At 69.9% G+C, this 17,445-nt stretch carries 17 protein-coding genes and 2 pseudogenes; 8 read left to right on the top strand and 11 right to left on the bottom strand.

What is annotated here, in order from left to right:
* Both ADL29_RS18720 and ADL29_RS18715 read left to right on the top strand, forming a co-directional pair.
* The gene (locus ADL29_RS18720) at window positions 1–618 is read left to right on the top strand and encodes an NADPH-dependent F420 reductase (protein WP_053924794.1); all 618 of its coding nucleotides are present in this window, start codon (window positions 1–3) and stop codon (window positions 616–618) included.
* A 57-nt stretch (window positions 619–675) separates the two neighbouring features.
* Window positions 676–1,683, top strand: coding sequence for a zinc-binding dehydrogenase (locus ADL29_RS18715; protein WP_053924793.1), 1,008 nt, complete (start codon window positions 676–678; stop codon window positions 1,681–1,683).
* Window positions 1,684–1,784: 101 nt separating this feature from the next.
* Here ADL29_RS18715 and ADL29_RS18710 read toward each other — a convergent pair whose 3' ends face one another.
* Window positions 1,785–2,501: a TetR/AcrR family transcriptional regulator gene (locus ADL29_RS18710; RefSeq protein WP_053924792.1), complete on the bottom strand. Its 717-nt coding sequence runs from the start codon at window positions 2,499–2,501 to the stop codon at window positions 1,785–1,787.
* A gap of 116 nt (window positions 2,502–2,617) precedes the next feature.
* Between ADL29_RS18710 and ADL29_RS18705 the strand changes: the two genes are divergently transcribed.
* On the top strand, window positions 2,618–3,325 hold the full coding sequence (locus tag ADL29_RS18705) for an NAD(P)-dependent oxidoreductase (RefSeq protein ID WP_053924791.1): 708 nt from the start codon (window positions 2,618–2,620) through the stop codon (window positions 3,323–3,325).
* A gap of 795 nt (window positions 3,326–4,120) precedes the next feature.
* Here ADL29_RS18705 and ADL29_RS18700 read toward each other — a convergent pair.
* The 7 genes and pseudogenes from ADL29_RS18700 to ADL29_RS43530 all read right to left on the bottom strand — a co-directional run bounded on the left by ADL29_RS18700 (window position 4,121) and on the right by ADL29_RS43530 (window position 10,745).
* Window positions 4,121–4,324 (bottom strand): hypothetical protein, encoded by a 204-nt coding sequence (locus tag ADL29_RS18700; protein ID WP_053924790.1) that lies wholly within the window; start codon window positions 4,322–4,324, stop codon window positions 4,121–4,123.
* A gap of 29 nt (window positions 4,325–4,353) precedes the next feature.
* Window positions 4,354–5,532 (bottom strand): annotated as a pseudogene (locus ADL29_RS18695) (PP2C family protein-serine/threonine phosphatase); the annotation flags it as partial.
* Between the two features lie 694 nt (window positions 5,533–6,226).
* Window positions 6,227–6,838 carry a carbamoyltransferase C-terminal domain-containing protein gene (locus tag ADL29_RS18685; protein ID WP_053924788.1) on the bottom strand — a complete coding sequence of 204 codons (612 nt, stop codon included), beginning with the start codon at window positions 6,836–6,838 and terminating at the stop codon, window positions 6,227–6,229.
* Window positions 6,839–6,948: 110 nt separating this feature from the next.
* Window positions 6,949–7,299 (bottom strand): UBP-type zinc finger domain-containing protein, encoded by a 351-nt coding sequence (locus ADL29_RS18680; protein ID WP_053924787.1) that lies wholly within the window; start codon window positions 7,297–7,299, stop codon window positions 6,949–6,951.
* Entirely contained in the window at window positions 7,296–8,756 is a 1,461-nt protein-coding gene (locus ADL29_RS18675; protein WP_053924786.1) for an ATP-binding protein, read from the bottom strand. Before ADL29_RS18675 ends, ADL29_RS18680 begins: the two co-directional genes overlap by 4 nt.
* Entirely contained in the window at window positions 8,753–10,429 is a 1,677-nt protein-coding gene (locus ADL29_RS18670; protein ID WP_053924785.1) for an NAD(P)/FAD-dependent oxidoreductase, read from the bottom strand. Before ADL29_RS18670 ends, ADL29_RS18675 begins: the two co-directional genes overlap by 4 nt.
* A gap of 142 nt (window positions 10,430–10,571) precedes the next feature.
* Window positions 10,572–10,745 (bottom strand): hypothetical protein, encoded by a 174-nt coding sequence (locus tag ADL29_RS43530; RefSeq protein ID WP_157878531.1) that lies wholly within the window; start codon window positions 10,743–10,745, stop codon window positions 10,572–10,574.
* 222 nt (window positions 10,746–10,967) lie between these two features.
* Between ADL29_RS43530 and ADL29_RS46630 the strand changes: the two genes are divergently transcribed.
* Entirely contained in the window at window positions 10,968–11,159 is a 192-nt protein-coding gene (locus ADL29_RS46630) for a hypothetical protein (protein WP_053924784.1), read from the top strand.
* A gap of 305 nt (window positions 11,160–11,464) precedes the next feature.
* On the opposite strand, the gene ADL29_RS41185 is transcribed toward ADL29_RS46630, so the two are convergent.
* The 3 genes and pseudogenes from ADL29_RS41185 to ADL29_RS18655 form a co-directional block, all read right to left on the bottom strand.
* Window positions 11,465–12,181, bottom strand: coding sequence for a phosphatase PAP2 family protein (locus ADL29_RS41185; protein ID WP_078971110.1), 717 nt, complete (start codon window positions 12,179–12,181; stop codon window positions 11,465–11,467).
* Window positions 12,178–12,780 (bottom strand): phosphatase PAP2 family protein, encoded by a 603-nt coding sequence (locus ADL29_RS18660; RefSeq protein WP_245689508.1) that lies wholly within the window; start codon window positions 12,778–12,780, stop codon window positions 12,178–12,180. Before ADL29_RS18660 ends, ADL29_RS41185 begins: the two co-directional genes overlap by 4 nt.
* Window positions 12,777–13,440 (bottom strand): annotated as a pseudogene (locus ADL29_RS18655) (DedA family protein). The gene ADL29_RS18660 and the pseudogene ADL29_RS18655 overlap by 4 nt, the downstream one beginning before the upstream one ends.
* Before the next feature lie 134 nt (window positions 13,441–13,574).
* On the opposite strand from ADL29_RS18655, the gene ADL29_RS18650 reads away from it, so the two are divergent.
* The 4 genes from ADL29_RS18650 to ADL29_RS18635 all read left to right on the top strand — a co-directional run bounded on the left by ADL29_RS18650 (window position 13,575) and on the right by ADL29_RS18635 (window position 17,437).
* Window positions 13,575–13,955, top strand: a complete 381-nt coding sequence (locus tag ADL29_RS18650; protein ID WP_053924782.1) for a BlaI/MecI/CopY family transcriptional regulator — start codon at window positions 13,575–13,577, stop codon at window positions 13,953–13,955.
* Window positions 13,952–14,899, top strand: a complete 948-nt coding sequence (locus ADL29_RS18645; RefSeq protein ID WP_053924781.1) for a M56 family metallopeptidase — start codon at window positions 13,952–13,954, stop codon at window positions 14,897–14,899. The genes ADL29_RS18650 and ADL29_RS18645 overlap by 4 nt, the downstream gene beginning before the upstream one ends.
* Window positions 14,900–15,386: 487 nt before the next feature.
* Window positions 15,387–16,049 (top strand): response regulator transcription factor, encoded by a 663-nt coding sequence (locus ADL29_RS18640; RefSeq protein WP_053924780.1) that lies wholly within the window; start codon window positions 15,387–15,389, stop codon window positions 16,047–16,049.
* Window positions 16,046–17,437 carry a sensor histidine kinase gene (locus ADL29_RS18635; RefSeq protein ID WP_053924779.1) on the top strand — a complete coding sequence of 464 codons (1,392 nt, stop codon included), beginning with the start codon at window positions 16,046–16,048 and terminating at the stop codon, window positions 17,435–17,437. Before ADL29_RS18640 ends, ADL29_RS18635 begins: the two co-directional genes overlap by 4 nt.
* Window positions 17,438–17,445: the final 8 nt, after the last annotated feature.

Raw genomic sequence — 17,445 nt, 5'->3', positions numbered from 1 at the left:
ATGACAGCACACAGCACCATCGGCATTCTCGGCGCGGGAGAGGTCGGCCGGGCCGTCGCCGACAAGGCTGTCCGTCACGGACATGAGGTACTCATCGGCAACAGCCGGGGACCGGAGACACTCAAGGCCGTCGTGGCGCAGCTGGGGCCGAAGGCCCACGCGGTGACAGCCGAGGAGGCAGCGCAGCCGGACCTCGTCTTCCTCGCGGTGCCGTTCTTCGCCGTACCGGACCTGACTGGCCTTACCGACTGGTCCGGGAAGATCGTCGTCGACACGACGAATCAGTTCGCCGCGGCCAACCCCTGGCGGGGCCGGTACGACGTCGGTGACCGCACGGGCAGTGAATGGGTCGCCGAGCGCCTTCCCGGAGCGCGGATCGTGAAGGCGTTCAACACCCTGTTCGCCGCGTTCATCGCCGGGAACCCCCGGCACGAGGAAGGCCGCCAGGTGGTCTTCTACGCGGGCGACGACGCCGACGCGAAGGCGGCCGTGGCCGCTTTGCTGGACGCGTTCGGTTTCGCCGCACTGGATCTCGGTGGTCTGCGAGAGGGTGGCCGGCTGATGCAGCTCGACGGCCCGCTCAGCGCACGGCACTTCCTGCTTCAGGATGCCGGCTGACGACCCAGACCTCGGTCACCCCGGACGCGAATGCCCAGCACACACAGGAGGAGCGTCATGAGCCGTCGTGTCGTCTACACCCGCGGCGGGCCGCCCGCCGACGTCCTGACCGTCATCGAGGAGCCGGAGCCGGCAGCGCCGCAGACCGGTCAAGTACTCGTCCGCACCACCGCGTTCCCCGTGCACCCTGGTGATCTCCAGGCCGTCGAGGCGTATCCAAGGAACAGCGGACAACCGGCCCCCGCCGGCATCGAAGCCACCGGCGTGGTGGAGGCCATCGGCCCGGACACACCGGTGGCACCGGGGGTCGAACCCGGCGCGCGGGTGACGGTCTTCCCGCACCCGGGCGCCTGGTCCCAGTGGATCATGGCGGCCGCTCGGGTGGTGGTCGCCGTACCAGCAAAAGTGCCCGACGAGGTCGCCGCGCAGATGCTCGTGAACCCGATCACCGCAGTGATGCTGCGCCGCGAGGCGGAGGCACATGCCTCCATCGGGTACGACGGTGTTCTGTTGCAGACCGCGGCCGGCTCGTCGGTCGGACGACTGCTGACCGCCGTGTGCCTGGCCCACAGCATCTCGATCGTCGACGTCGTCCGCAGCGAACGCGGTGCCGCGGAACTGCGTAAACGTTTCCCGGACGTGCCGGTGGTGGCGACGGAGCATGCAGGCTGGGCCGATGACGTCCGCAGCGCGGCGGACGGCCGTCCGGTGAGTGTGGCTCTAGATCCGATCGGCGGGAAACTCGCCGAGAGCCTTCTGGACCTGCTGACGCCGGGCGGAAAGCTCATCTGCTACGGGCAGATGGCCGCGGAGCCGATCTCACTGCCCGCGTCGACGCTGCTGCACAAATCGCTGACGCTGCGCGGCAGGAGCATCGGCCGCTGGATGTCAGACGCCTCCGCCGAGAGGCAGGCATCCGACGTCGCCGCCGCGAAGCTGATCGCGATGGCGTTCAAGGACCAGTTCGATGTGGCCGCCACCTACGGTCTCGGTGACCTGGCAGAGGCTGTGGAACACGCGGTACGGCCCGGCAAGGTCGGCACCGTCCTCATCCGCCCCTGGTAACCACCCCTGCGGGCATCACTGCGCCCATGGGAGAGAGCCTCCGGCATCAGCGGCCGGATCGCGCCGCCGGCGTGGCCGGCGGCGGTCTGTCGGGCGAGTCGTCAGGTGCGCTCGGGGATCCCCAACGCTCGTACCACCTGATCGAGTTCCTCCTGGTAGAGCTTTTGCGGGCTGCCGGTCTGGGTGCGCAGGTGGCCGTACACCTCGAGCGATACCAGGCCGTGCAGGCGGGCCCAGAGGCGAAGTGCGAGGGCGACGCCGGCCGGCGGCAGCGCCGGGAAGGCCGGACGGACCTTGTCGAGCAGGCCGGGGTCGAAGTCGGACCACTCGAACCGGCTGTCCCGGTGGAGGTGTTCGGTATGGGGCCAGGCTGCCGCAGCCAGCGCGGTGACGCCGAGGCAGACCCGGCGGGCGGCGTCCGGGGCGGCCCCGCCCTCCGGGGCCTGATAGCCGGCGACGGGGTCGCCGTAGACGAGCCGGAATCCCTCGGGGTTGGCCAGGGCCCAGCCGCGGAAGGCGTCGGACCAGGCCCGGATCCGGGCGGCCGGATCGTCGGGAGGGGCGGCTTCCCACGCGGCGTCCACGACGTCGGCGAGAGCGCCGTACACGTCGCGGATGAGTGCGGTGACAAGGTCGTCGCGGGTAGCGAAGTAGCCGTAGATGGCGTTGGCGGTCATGCCCATCTCGCGGGCGATCGCCCGGAGCGTGATGGCGTCGGGACCACCCGTGGCCATCAACGCCAGTGCCACGCTCTTGATTTCGGCCGTCGTCTCGGCCCGCAGCCGCTCGCGCCGTCCCCGGCTTCCACTACCCGTCACATGAACACAATACAGCGTCACGATTCATGGTGCCGTAGTGAAACTTCACGGCGTATAGTTACTGCACGCCGTCGCCGCACAGGGTGCGGTGACCTTCGCATGACCTAGGGGAGACCATGCACATTGGAGTCATTGGAGCCACCGGAACCATCGGCAGCCGGGTTGTCACCGAAGCTCTCGACCGAGGGCACCGCGTCACGGCATTCAGCCGCGACGTTGCACGCCCGAGGGCGGAGGAACGCAGGGAGAACGTCACCTGGGCGAGCGTCGACGCCCTCGACCCGGCGACCATTGCTGCCGTTCTCCCCGGCCTGGACGTGCTGATCAGTGGATTCCAGCCTGGGAACGCGGCCAAGGACTTCTCGGACACCGTGGCGCGCTCGATTGCCGACCCCACGGTGTACGCCACCGCGGCGCGAGCCCTGCTGACAGCCCTGGCCAGCCACCCTCGAACCAGGCTCATCGTGATCGGCGGCGCCGGCAGTCTGGAGATCGAGCCGGGAGTAGTACGCGCCGACTCCGATGAACTGCTGCACGAGAGCCTCGACCAACTCGGACTGCCCCGCGACTACGCGGCAGCGGTGCGCGGCCACCGGGACGCACTGAACGTGCTGCGCACCTCGAACCGGCTGTGGACGTACTTCAGCCCGGCCGAGGAGATCGCCCCCGGCGAGCGCACCGGCCGCTTCCGCATCGGCGGTGATCAGCCCGTCCTGGACGCCGACGGCCGCAGCCGCATCTCGGCGGAGGACGCCGCGGTCGCCCTGATCGACGAGGCCGAACTGCCGCGCTTCGTCCAGCGCCGCTTCACGATCGGCTACTGAGCGAGCTGGTGGGGACGGCCGCCGACACCGGCCGCCCCCACCGTCCAGCGCGGAGAACTCTCAGGTTGGGCGGCATCCATGAACGCCTCCTTGCATGACACGGGCACTGTGCCGTCTCTGAATGCCCCGGCTCGATCACACGCACGACAAGCCGGATCTGAGAGGCGGGCTGTAAGGACCCTGTCCCGTGCGGTCATGAGTGGTCCGCAGAGGACGCCGACGCCGATCGGCATGAGGCACGGTCAAGGGCGTGGCCGCCGGTGTGCTGTCCGTCGAGACCGGCGTCCGAATCTGATCGATGCCGGATATCCCATCGACGAGCCCAAACGGAGATCGAGCGAATCCAGGCCGCACCTTCGGCGCCGTAGCCCGCCTTGCCGATGCAACGGGCGACAATGCCGCCGTCTGCGCATACCTGGGATTCCCAAATTCAGACCGGGACCTACCAAATGCGCCGCTGATTCCAGGCAGTGCCCACGACGAATGATCAACTTGGGAGAGGGGCGGGGGAACATCCTGGTCCAGTGCGTGCGCGGTCGGTCGCTCGGCCCACGCTCGTGCGGATGACGGTGGCGCCGTGGCCGTCGCCACGGCGGGCGTGACCGTACGGGGGTGGGCTGCCTCGCCGGCGGAGGGCAGCGTCGTCCCGGTTGCGCCGGGCACGACCGACATTGTTGCCATGGGGTGCGCGCTTGGCGCGCGTGGTGCATCAGGCCGTACGCGGTGCCACTCCTGCCCCATGACTCGGCTCCTGGCTGCGCCGGCCGTGGCGCCGTGGTTCGCGTGAGCCAGCAGTCACGGCAGGTCCTTCTGCGTGACTCCACCGCTCGGGGTGCCGCCCTCGTCACCGGGCTTGGTGAAGTCGTCGTCGGGTGAGGTCCTGCGGATCGGGTATGCCGGCCGCCCGTCACGGCGGTACGCGGCCGGTTCGAGTGGGTTGGGTAGGGACGTGTCAGGCGTGATCCATCCGATGGTCTTCAGCCCTGTGTAGATGATCATTCTCGCGATCTGCCGGACTGGGGCGTACTTCAAGAGTCGGATGCGAAGGGTTGCATGCATGCGATGAGCACGGCGACATCATCCGGATCAGCGGGAAGCCGGAGTTCGCGAAGGAGTCGGTCGCAGGTTTCCTCCAACGTGCGGTCGGGTGCGTCCAGCAGGCGCAGGAGGGTGTTGAGGCGTTCGTCGATGGGGTGATGACGGACCTCGACGAGGCCGTCGGTGTACAGGACCAGCCGATCACCAGCGCCGACGGGGACGGTCGTGGTCACGAAGGGCACGCCACCAACCCCGAGTGGGGTGCCGGTCGGAAGGTCGAGCAGTTCCGGGTGCTTGCCATTGCGCACCAGGACCGGCGGCAGATGGCCTGCGGTGGAGATGTGGCACTCCGCGCGGTGCGGATCGTAGACGGCATAGACGCAGGTGGCTATGTACTGCTCAAGCCCTGAGGTGATCTTGTCGAGGTGATGGAGGACCTGGGCAGGGTCCAGGTCGAGGTCGGCGAAGTCGCTGGTGCCGGTGCGCAGGCGGCCCATGGTGACGGCGGCGTCGATACCACTGCCCATGACGTCTCCCACAACCAGCACGGTCTTGTCGCCGTCGAGCGGGAGGACGTCGTACCAGTCGCCACCGACCTCGTAGGCCGCCTGTGCAGGCCGGTACCGGGAAGCGACCTCAAGGCCGGGGAGGTGCGGCGGGTGATCCGGGAGCAGGCTGCGCTGAAGGGTCTCGGCTGCATTGCGGACCGTCTGGTGCGAGCGGGCGTTGTCGATGCACACCGCGGCGCGGGAGGCCAGCTCACCGGCGAGGGCGAGGTCGTCCTCATCGAAGGGCTGCGGGTTACGGGCACGGCTCAGCCCCAGGAAGCCAAGGATCTGGCCGCGAGCGGTGAGCGGGAGCAGCATGTAGGAATGCACGCCGGCGCGGGCCAGCACCGTGGCGGCGCGGTCGTCCCGGGCGATGCGGGCCATGGCGGCGTCATCCATGTGGGAGATCAAGATCGGCCGGCCGGTGCGTACGCATTCGGTGGGCAGGCGGTCGGCCTCGTAAGCAGCGATCTCGCCCGGCGGATCCGCGGCCTGGACGGCTTCGGTGACATAGGCGGCCTGCACCGCGAGGGCGCGGAAGAGCGCGGGACCGTCGCCCAAGGGCGGACAGTGCTCGTCGAGGACGGAATCGAGGACGTCGACCGTGGCCATGTCGGCGACCCGACTTGGCGGTCCGGTGCGAGTATCTGTGGTCCCGCCGCGCCCTTTTCCTCGGCGCACAGGCGTCCTCGGGCCGCGAGGCAGTCGAGCCGTCGCTGCTCCGCCGTCGCCCAGTGTCCTACTCGCTCAGGGTCGAGGGGCGTGGCGTTGCCGACGCGGAGCTTGGTGGGGCCGAGGGCCCGCATCGTGCGCAGGCTCTCCAGGTTGCCGAGCCTCCCATCGTGGAAGGGCGGGTTGGCTGCCCGCCCCTTGACGACGCCCATCAACGGTGTGGCCACGAAGTCTCCGGCCATCAGGTCGCCATTGCAGGAGAGGGCGGAGGTCTACCGCCTCTTCGCCGAGGAGCTCCCGTACCTGCCCGGCTATCAGCACGCCCGAGTCCATCTCGTCAACGCGTTCACCAAGGAGAGCGGCATGATCTTCCGCCGACGGCAGGCCCGCACGGCTGTCTGCGCGCGCTGGCCCGGGCAGGCGTCGGCCCGGAGCAGCGTCACTCTCACCCATTTCCTCTTCCGGCGTACAGGACGGGGCGGGGGAGCTCTCGGCCGTTGTGGGCGGCGGTTGGCCGGTCACGGCGACGTGCTCTCAGTTTGCGCTGCTCGCCATCTGCTCCAGTTCGAGCCGCCAGCGCTCGCTGAAGCTGTAGGCGCCATCCTTGGTTGCCCGGAAGTTGACCGATTCGGCGGCGGGTGCATTATCGCCGCGGGGTAATGAAGGTGCCATTGACGGCATATCCATCCAGCCCGTGGAGTTCGCCGTATGCAATCAGGTCGCTGGTGCGGTTGATGAACCCGCGTCCCGAATGGTTGAGCGAGGTGTGGCAGAGGACGCTGAATCCGGTCAATTCTCCGAAGGAGGTCAGCAGTTCGGCCATTTCCGGGTTCGCCGTCGGGTCGACGGTCTGAGTGCGAGCTGTTCCGTCGACGTGCGTCACTGCCTGCAGTTCGCTGGACTCGACCTGGCTGAAGTACAGCATGTAGGGATCGGGGACCCCTCCACCGAACCAGCGGCCCGCGTCCTGCTCCAGACAGATCGGGGCGATGGGGCGGTATCCCTCGCGCTGCTTGATCTTGTTGAGCCTGCCCGTCGTCTCCTCGGTGAAGGAAGCGGCGAGGATCGACCGGTTCCCGAGCGCGCGGGGGCCGACTTCCCAGCGGCCCCGCGCCCAGCCGATGATGTTCCCGTCGCGGAGGTAGCGGGAGCGCAGGTCAGCCCGGCGATGCCCTCTCCCACGACGGTGACTCGCATCGGCCGTCCCTCCGTGCGGCTGCGGAACACCCGGCCGACCAGGTGCCACGAGGTCCATCGCCTCGCCATCTTGGCCAGTGCTCGGTTGGGCGGTGCTCGGCTGGGGCACCGGACTGATGCCCTGTCCTCGGCCCGTGTGCCCGCGCGATGAGATCTCAGCCCTTCTGCCTATCCCAGCCGGTCGGCCCAGTCCTCCGGGACTCGTCCCGCGGGGCCAGGGGTGGGCTGATCGGCCGGGTGGCTCTCAGGGGGAGCCAGGGGCGGGCCCGAGGCGTACATCTCCGAGGTCTCGTAGTTGTAGAACCAGGTTTCGCCCGGTTCGAAGCTGCGGATCAGCGGGTGCCCGGTGGCCCGCGCGTGAGCCGTCCCGTGCTTGGCCGGCGAGTCGTCGCAGCAGCCGATGTGGCCGCACTGTGCGCAGCGTCGCAGGTGGAACCACCAGCCGCCGGCCGCGTCGCACTCGGCGCATCCGGTTCCGCTGGGTGGAACCGAGGGGTCGATTCCGTCGGGAGAACTCATGAGGTCTCCTCCTGTGGGGGAGGGGGGTCGGCGGAGGCCAGCGGGAGGCGTACCTGGAAGCGTGTGTCGCCGGGAACGGACTGGAACCGCAGGTCCCCGTTGTGCTTGTTGACGACGATGCGCCATGAGATGTCCAAGCCGAGACCGGTGCCCTCACCTACCGGTTTGGTGGTGAAGAACGGGTCGAAGATGCGATCGCGGAACTCCGCGCGGACTCCTGGACCGGTGTCGCGGAATTCGACGAGTAGATGGTCGCCATCACGCGCGGTCCGTACGGTCAACGTGCCGTCGCCGCCGGTGCTGTCCATCGCCGAGACGGCGTTGTCGATCAGATTCGTCCATACCTGGTTGAGCTCGCTGGGGTAGCCGGGGATCTTCGGCAGGCGGCGGTCGTAGTCCTTGACGACGGTGATGTGGGGACCGATCTTCGCGGAGACCATCAGCAGGGTGCTGTCGAGCAGCTCATGCACATCTGCGACCTGGTGGGGTGCTCGATCGAGTTGCGAGTACTGTTTGGCCGCGGTCACGAGGGCCGAGACGCGGGTGGTCGACTCCTCGATTTCGTTCATCAACACCTCGATTTCGACAGTGCAGTTGAGCCACCGCACGGCATCTTCGAGGGTGTCCGCGTCCACCGCTGCGGCGACCTGGTCCAGCCAGTCGGTGTCGAGGCCGGCCTGTACGAAGGTCGGCGCGAGCTGCCATCCGTCCCCGATGCCGTGGTCGTCCAGCCAGTCGGAGAGGGTGTCCTCCCGGTCCGAGGCTTCCAGCGGGCTCAGGGCGGTGGCCTTGGCGACGCGTTCGGCGGTGCGTTCTTGGACGTCGATGAGCGTCTCCAGAGTGTCGCGCCGGTACGGGCGTGCCGCGAGGATGCCGAGCTTGTGGCGCATCCCGGCAACACGGTCACGGAGCGCGGACGTGGCGCGCACGGCCGCGGCGGCGGGGTTGTTCAGCTCATGGGTCAGCCCTGCGGACAGCGATCCGAGAGCCAGGAGCCGTTCTCGCTGGCCGACGGCCTCCTGGGCGCTCTTGGTGCCGAAGAAGAGGCCTTCGAGGAGGTGCACGGCCATGGGAAACCACTCACGCATGATCGCGGCGAAGGTCTCCGCGGGCAGTACGAAGAAGCGTGTGGGCTCAAGAACACGGAGCGAGCTGTTGTAGACCTGCCGCAGGCGGTCGCCCAGATAGGCCTGGAAGGCTCCCGCGTACACCCCGCGGCTGGAGCTGCGGGTGATCTCCACGTCGTAGTCCCCGATCCGGCGCGAGAGAACGATGGTCCCTTCGAGCAACACGTAGAAGCACGTGGCATCGTCGCCCTCGGCGTACACGGGCCCGGGCTCGAACTCCTCCACACGGCCTTCGCGGCAGAGCCGGGCGATCTGGTCGGGGTCCAGCTTCTCGAACAGGAACAGCGAGCCCAGTTCCTCCCGGCTGCACGGCAGCGGCCGGCCGTTCATGACTGCTCCAGATACCGGTGGGCGAGCATGACCGCCATGGCTCCCTCGCCTACCGCGGAAGCGACACGTTTGGCGGACTCGGCGCGGGCGTCCCCGGCCACGAACACGCCCGGGACGTTGGTCTCCAAGTGGTACGGCGGCCGGTCCAACTCCCAGCCGGCCGGCGGGCGCCCCTCGGCGGTCAGATCGGGGCCGGTCAGGATGAACCCGCGGGAGTCCCGGAGCACCGTGCCCTCCAGCCAGTCGGTCAGCGGGGCTGCGCCGATGAAGACGAACATCCACTGGGCGTCGACGAGTTCGGTGTGGCCGGTCGCGATGTCGCGCAGGGTGAGCCGTTCCAGTTGCCGCGAGCCGTGGGCGGCGTCGACCACCGTGTTGGTCCTTACGGAGATCGCGGGTGTCTCGTCCACCTGCTGGATGAGGTAGTGCGACATCGACGTGGACAAGGACGGCCTGCGCACCAGTACGGTGACCGACTTGGCGCTCCGGGCCAGGTATATCGCGGCCTGGCCTGCGGAGTTCGCGCCGCCCACGATGTACACGTCATGGCCCTGGCACGCGGCTGCTTCGGTCAGGGCCGAGCCGTAGAACACTCCGCAGCCGGTCAACTCGGCCACGTGGGGTGCATCCAGTTGTCGGTACGACACGCCGGTCGCGAGAATCACGGAGTGCGCGGCGACAGCGGAGCCGTCCGAGAACCGGACGACGCGCGACGCGCCATTGATCTCCAGCCCGGTGACCTCGCACGCGGTCAGTATCTCGGCACCGAACTTCGCCGCCTGACGCCGAGCCCGGTCCGTGAGCTGTGCCCCGGAGACTCCGTCCGGAAATCCGAGATAGTTCTCGATGCGCGAGCTCTGGCCCGCCTGGCCTCCGGTCGCAGAGCGTTCCACGAGGACGGTCCGCAGGCCCTCGGAGGCCCCGTACACCGCCGCACCCAAACCGGCTGGTCCGCCGCCGATGATGACGAGGTCGTAGACGTCGGTTGCCGGGGTCGTCGCCAGGCCGACCCGAGTGGCGAGCTCCCGGTCCCCGGGTTCGATGAGGGCCGTGCCGTCCGGAGTGATCACCAGCGGGAGCCGCAGGCCCTCCTGGCCCGCGGCGCACAGCAGCCGCCGGCCTTCCGGGTCGTCGGACGAGTACCACCGGTACGGCACCTGGTTGCGGGCCAGGAACTCCCGTACGGCCGACGAACGCGCCGACCAGCGGTGTCCGACGACCTTGGTGAGGGGCACCGGCCGGTGGTCGGTGGCCCGCCAGGCCGACAAGAGATCGTCGATGACGGGGTAGAGCTTCTCCTCGGGCGGCTCCCAGGGCTTGAGGAGGTAGTGGTCGAGGTCGACGACATTGATCGCGTCGATGGCCGCATTGGTGTCCGCGTACGCGGTCAGCAGGACCCGCCGGGTGTCGGGGTAGATGTCAAGAGCCTGCTCGAGGAACTCGATGCCGTTCATGTTCGGCATCCGGTAGTCGGCCACGATCACCGCGACGGGGCCGCCGCGCAGCTTCAGCTCGCGCAGGGCGGCAAGAGCGGACTCGCCGGACTCCGCGCGCACAATGCGGTACGACCCGCCGTAGCGTCGCCGCAGATCGCGGGCGACAGCACGCGACACGCCCGGGTCGTCGTCCACGGTCAGGATCACGGTCCGCGCCGGACCGGCGGCCCGATCCATAGGCATCCCGTACCCGAGTCGATGGCCCTTCCGCACCGACTTCACGTGCCTGTCTGGCACGCCAGTGCGCCAGCAATATCCATCCTATGGGTGAATGCCATGCTTTGCTATACAAGATCAAGAATGCGGCTTCCTGTCGCACTCATTCGACCCGGTAGTCGACGTCGCACGCCGATCGCAGTACGGCACTGACCATCGCGTCAGCCGTCGCGGCCTCGGTGATCTCGTCCAAGAGGTGCGGTCCGCTGCTGACCGCCGTGGCGACGGCGCGAGAGATCCCGTGTCCTGCGGCCGAGGCGGTGAGCAGTGCCCGCATGTGGGCCCCGTGTCACGCGCCTGTCCCACGGCTGATGACGCCGGCACTTAAATGTCGGAGCGTGACTACAAAGCCGCGGCGTTTCACGATCTTGTTGGTTCCCGAACATGCGGAGGGCAGGGGCGGTGCCGTGGCGGAGGACTCAGCCGTCAGATCGGCGGTCGTCGAGGTGACGGGGGAGACGGGTGCCTCGGGCTACCCCGCTACGCCAAGCACGGGATCGTGGGCGACATCGACCCCAGTGCGCGCACGGTCGAGGTGCACGGCATCCTGCAAGCGGCTCAGCATGGCCTGAAAGTGCTCGGCGTCGGGGTCCCGATGGAGGGGACCGCGCCGTCGGTGTGGCGGACGATGCGCCGGTCGCCGCCCTCGGTGGCAGTGCTGCTGCGTCGTCAGCAGGACGAGACGCTCTGAACACCAGCATCAGCGCGGTGGTTTCCCCTGTCGAGATGAGGAGTGGGTCCTGCTGCTTCGCCCAGTACAGATCACCGTCGCACCGGCTTCCCCCAATGCGGCAGCGATCCCGCGGCCGGCTCCCCGCGTCGCTCCAGTCACCACCGCGATGCGGCTGCGGAGGGCGTCCTGCTGGGGCAACCATACTTGAGGGCAGTGTGGACACCTCGGAAGTAGTCCTGCGCTGCGGAATCTGCTGTCCTCGACCGCCCGCTGCCCGCCGGGAGTCGCCATGTCCTGAGTGTCGTCAGCCCGGGCGGCACTGCTCAGCCCGTGCCGCGAGGCGTTCGCGGGGGCCTGGGAACGGGCAGCCGGCCTCTGGTGAGAGCAACCATGGTAGCCAGGTAGGCAGCGGCCAGCAGCCAGCCGGTGACGACATCGCTCGGCCAGCGAACGCCCAGATAGATCCGTGTGAGACCGACACCGGCCGCCCACAGCACAGTCGGCCCCCAGACGCACCAGCGCAGGATTCGCCGTGCGGCGTGGGCGGCGGCCCAGCACACGAGTCCGGCGACGAGGGCAGAGGTGGTGCTGTGCCCGGAAGGCATCGAGAAGCGTGAAGCGTGCGTTGCCCAGTCGGCATGCGGTGGCCGTGGCCGGGCTATGACCAGCATCAGGGCAAGTCGCAGCCCCTGGCCGAGCAGGAGTACGGCGAGGGCGGCGACCGCGCCGGCTGTCCGTCCTCGTGCGCCGCGACCCGTGAGGAATCCGGCGAACGCGACTAGGAGATAGGGCCAGATACCGGTGCCGGAGTCGGTCAACGCCCGGGCCGTCGCCACGGCCGCGTCCGGTCGGTGAACCAGCGTCCAGTCGTGCAGCGCTCGATCGCCGGGCAGCGCCCCCTTCCCGCCTCCCGTGAGGGCGGTGGTCACGAGTGCGGCGAACAGTGCGGCGCAGACCGCTGCCATCCGCAGCGGGCCGGGCCAGGAGCGGCAGGCAGGCCGGGGCCCGCGCACCGGGCCGACGGCATCCGGCGCACTCATTGCGCCGACACCTGTCGGGGAGCGCGCCCCCGCCCGAACAGGGTGGCGCTCCGCTTGGCCACGTGGATCAGCAGGGTGCCGAAGACGGCCCCGACCAGGAGACCGGCAAGGGCATCGTGCGGGTAATGCGCGCCGATCCAGACCCTGGAGGCGGCCATCAGTAGCGCGGCCGAGGCGGCAACCCACCCCAGGAGCCGATCGATGCCCCACAGACCGGCGGCCGCCGCCGCGGCTATCGCAGCGTGGTTACTCGGGAATGACCAGTCACCCAGCGCCGGACAGGGATCCAGCGGCTTTACCGGCAAGACCTGGCAGGGACGCTGCTCTGCCACCTGGCTCTTGAGGGCGTCGTTGGCCGCGTAGGCGAGCACGACCACGGCCGGCACCGCCAGCGCGGGCAGTTGCGGCAGCCCGGCCGTGCGCGCCCGCCACCACGCGATGATCATGAGGACGGCGAACAGCCCGAGGCCGTACTCGGACCACGCGGAGATCACCGAATCCACTGCGGCGGGTGTGCGGTGAGCGAGGCGTGTCACGGAGGCGTAGAGGCTGTCGTCATAGAAGGCCGGGTGGGCGGAAAGGGGTACGCGGTTCATCATGCCTCGCCCCCGGCAGTGCCTCGGTCGCGGCGGGTGCGACGGCTCCGCAGAACCTCTCGTGCGAGGGGGAGAAGGGAAAGGAGCACGATGAGGGCGACCAGGGGCAGCAAGTAGCGGTCGACGTTGGGGATGGAGGAACCGAGTGCGTACCCGGCGAGCACCAGGCCCACGGTCCACGCCAGGCCGCCGATGACCTGCCACAGGAGGAAGACCCGTGCCGGGACCTTGAGCGCTCCGGCCAGGGGGTTGAGAACGGTGCGGACGACAGGGACGAAGCGCGCCAAGACGATGGCCTTGGCGTGCCCATAGCGCGCCAGCAGTTCCTCGGCGCGTTCGGCTCCCTCATGCAGGTGCCGGGACCGGCTGCGGGCGAGGAGCGCCCGGCCGCCCCGGCGACCGATCCAGTACCCGGGCCTGGGCTCCGGCCAGCGCCCCGCCGACCGCCGCGAGGAGAACCTGCGAAAGAGATAGATGCATCCCCGTTCCACTGGGCACGCACAGCAGCCCCGCGGTGAAGAGCAGGGAGTCGCCGGGCAGGAAGAAGCCGACCAGCAGACCGGTCTCGGCGAAGAGGACGACAGCCACGCCCAGCGCGCCGAAGGCGGTCAGCAGCGACCCGGCGTCGAGGACGTCGACCGCAAGCTGGCCGTGTGCGGTCAGAGCGCAGAATTGTGGACACCACGGCACGCCGGGCACCTTCCGAGAGGGGCATGGGGCGGCGGGCCGCCCGGTCTGTCTACAGCAATGTAGTCGGTCTACATCACTGTAGACGATGTCATGGGATAATCCGTTCCATGACTGAGGAGCGCGGCGACCGCCGGCCGTCCGGCGAACTGGAAGCGAGTGTGCTGGCCGCGCTGTGGGCCGCAGATGGCGGCCTCACTGCCGGGGAGGTCCGCACGGCGCTGGGGTCCGAACTCGCCCGCACGACCGTGACGACGATCCTGGCCAGGCTGCACGAGAAGGGCATCGTCACCCGCTCGCGGTCCGGACGCGGCTACGCCTATCTCCCGGCGTCGGACGCTCCTGGACTGAGCGCTCGTCGAATGCGCGCCGAACTCGACCGCGGCGAGGACCGCGGCCGCATCCTGGCCCGGTTCGTCTCCGACCTGAGCGACGAGGACGAGAAGACGCTTCGGGCCCTGCTGAACGGTGGCGAGGAGGCCGACGCATGAAATTCGTGGTCTGGGTCCCGCTGCTGATCCCGCTGCTCGCGGTCCCGGTCGCCCGCCGCGTCACCGCGCGACTCAGCCCGCGCACCGCCGCGTGGACGCTGGGGGCGTGCTCGGCCCTGCTGGGCGTGTGCAGCACCGCGGCCCTGGGTGTCCTTGCCCTGGGCGGTGCCCTGCAGATCGCCCCGGTCGCCGCGCTGGAAGGCATCTCGCCAGGCTTGCTGGACGACCGCACGCAGCTGACGCTGCCCGTCGGGATCCTCGCTGCCGGCCTCCTCGTCGGCGCAGCAGTGGCGGCCGTTGCCGTCGTCGCACGCAACTGGCGGGAGCTACGGGCGGCCCGGCAGGCCGCCGGGACCGCGAGCGGTGAGCTGTCCGTACATCCCGACGAACGCCCTTACGCCTACGCCCTGCCCGGCCCCTTCGGCCGCCGGGGCCGCATCGTGGTCAGCAGCGCGATGCTGCGGTCGCTGAGCGCCGAGGAGCGCGAAGTCCTCTTCGCCCACGAGCGCGCACACCTCGCCGGAAGGCACCACCTGTTCCTGAGCTGCGCGCACCTGGCGGCAACGCTGCACCCGCTGTTGCGCGGCCTGCGTGAGCCGCTCACCTACGCCCTGGAGCGGTGGGCGGACGAGGTCGCGGCCGAAGCTGTAGGAGATCGGCAGCTCGCGGCCCGGGCGATCGGCAGGGCAGCTCTCGCGGCCGTGGCACCCGAAGGCCGCCCGAGGCTCGTGCCCGGAGCCACGTGCGGACCCGTACCTCGACGTGTCGCGGCTCTCATGGATTCCGGCACCACCCGGGCGACCGGACCGCGCGGCTCACGCCGCCGGCTGGTTGCGGCCCTTCTGGTCGGCTGTCTCGCCCTCTCGGCCGCCTCCACGCTCCACGCGGCGAACGAACTGCACAGCAGCGTCGAGATGGCCGAGAGCCGAACCGACTTCCGGTAGCCGGCTCGATCCCGCGCAGGGGCGTGGGGTGGCGACGTTCACGGCAGATGCAATGCGACCGGTGGGTTGGTGTCGCGCTGTCCACTGGGTGGTGGACCGGCCCTGCGGAGCGCATCACCGCCTGAGCGACGGCGAGCCGAGTTCCGGGCCCGCGTCGGGCACCACGTCCCGCCACATGAACGCAACGGAGTGGACGAGGCGTGTCCTCGATCACGAACTTCCCCCACTCTTGTTCGTCTACAGTGCAGTAGACCGTCTACCCGGTTGTAGTCGCTGGGGGCATGGTCACCCGGCTGCCCCCGCAGTGCGACCACGGCAAGGGGCGACCCGTCCTAAAGCGGTCTGGGGAGCAGCCCCGGGATCCGGACGTCCACGCCGTGTCCGCCACGGGCGCTGCGGGCCGCCGCCCTCGGCTGTCGGCCTGCCCGGCGAACTGCGGCCGGCCCTGTACCCCGGGACGAGTGCCCGAGCCAGTGAGGTGATGTTGTTGCGTCTCACCATCATGGTCGTCGAGGACGACCATGCCCTGCGCGATGTGCTGGTGCGCGGACTGCGCGACGAGGGCTTCGAAACGCTGGCCGCCCAGGACGGCGCCACCGCCCTGCGGCTGGTCGACGACGGTGTGGACGCGGTGGTGCTGGACGTCGGGCTGCCCGACGCGGACGGACGGGACGTGTGCCAGGCGATGCGGGCGCGGGGGTTCGTCAGCCCGGTCGTCTTCCTGACCGCGCACCACCAACTCCACGACCGTCTCAGCGGGTTCTCCGCCGGGGGTGACGACTACCTTCCCAAGCCGTTCCACCTCGCCGAACTCGCGGCCCGACTGCGTGCTGCCCTCAAACGTTCCGGGCCCACCGCCCCCACGACCGCCGGGGACCTGGTCCTGGACCCGGTGCACCACAGCCTGTGCGTACGGGACGTCGACGTGGCGCTGACGCCCACCGAGTTCCGCCTGCTGGCCACGCTGATGGCCGGCCTGGGAGCGGTGGTACCCAGAAAGGAGCTGGTCCGGGCCGGTTGGCCGGAGGGCGCGCAGGTCAGCGACAACACCCTCGACCAGTACCTGAGCCGGCTGCGTCGCAAGATCCGGGATGCAGGCAGCGGCCTGACGATCAGCACCCTCAGGGGGATCGGACACCGGCTGTCATGAGTACCGTCCCCAACCTCCTCGCCACGCTGGCCGGCCGCTGCCGACCCCGGACGCTGCGAGGCCGCCTGTCCCTGATCGCACTGACCACTGCCGCTCTGGTGATGGTGATCCTCACCGTCGTGTTCAACACGATCGTTCGCCATCGCCTCCAGCAGCAGGCGGACAACGAACTGCGCACCCGTGCCACCACCGTGGCCGCGACCGTCGACACCCGCCACCACCCGGTACGCGTCCTGGAGACCCCGGACGACGCCGCCCTCGACACCAACGTATGGATCTACGCGGGGACCCGGCTGCTGGAGCACCCCGCCTCCGCCCCGGTCGGCGACACGATCACCCGCGCCGCCGCCGGTCTCGCCGCGTACGGTGACAAACGCTGCGCCGAGGTGACGGCCGGTGATCGGATACGCCTGTGCGCCGAGCCCGTGGGCGGGGTCCGGCCGGGTGCCGGGCCCGCTGCCGTCGTCGTCACCGCCATGGACCTCGCGCCCTACCGTGCCTCGGCCGACACCCTGATCATCGCCTCCCTCGCCTTCGACGCCAGCGTCCTGGCCTGCACCTACGTCCTGACCCGGCTGGCGGTGGGACGCGCCCTGCGGCCAGTGCGGGCGATGACCGAGCAGGCCACCCGGTGGAGCGTGGTCGCCTCCGAACAGCGCTTCGGCGCCGGGGACCGCCCCGTCGAGCTCACCCGGCTCGGGGCCTCGCTGGATGAGCTGCTGGACCGGATCCGTGCCGTACTGCGCCACGAACAGCAGCTCACGCGGGAGCTTTCCCACGAGCTGCGCAACCCCCTGGCACGGATCACCGCCGAACTCGACTGGTTGCAGGCCCGCCCCCGCTCCACCACCGAAACCCGCGCCACCCACGCCGCCATCGCCGACGCCGCCACCTCGATGCGCACCATCTGCGAGACCGTCCTCGACGACGCCAGGGCCGGCGCACACACCGTTCCCGGCACGGCGGACGCCATGGCCGTGCTGCCTCGACTCGCCGCCCGGCTCGAAGCCCCGGGGAAAGCCACGATCACAGTTTCCGGTGCGGACGCCCTGGTGGCCGGGGTGCCCGCCGCACTTCTGGAGCGCATCGTCGCCCCGCTCGTCGACAACGCGCTGCGATACGCCCGCACCCGGGTCGCGGTCCGGGTCTCGCCGACGGACGACGGCATCTGCGTTGCGGTCGTCGACGACGGTCCCGGCGTCCCGGCCGCCTTCACCGCGCGCCTCTTCCAGCCGGGGCAGCGCGCCGACCCCGAGGACGGACACGGCGGAGCGGGCCTGGGTCTGCCGCTCGCGCGACGCCTGGCCCGCTCCGCCGGCGGTGAGGTGCGTCATGACGCCGGGCACGTCCCGGGTGCGCGCTTCGTGGTCAGCCTGCCCGCCGGATGACCCGTCCC

The sequence above is a fragment of the Streptomyces chattanoogensis genome, assembly GCF_001294335.1.
GTDB lineage: Bacteria > Actinomycetota > Actinomycetes > Streptomycetales > Streptomycetaceae > Streptomyces > Streptomyces chattanoogensis.
This window is presented reverse-complemented; position numbering and strand designations above follow the sequence as displayed.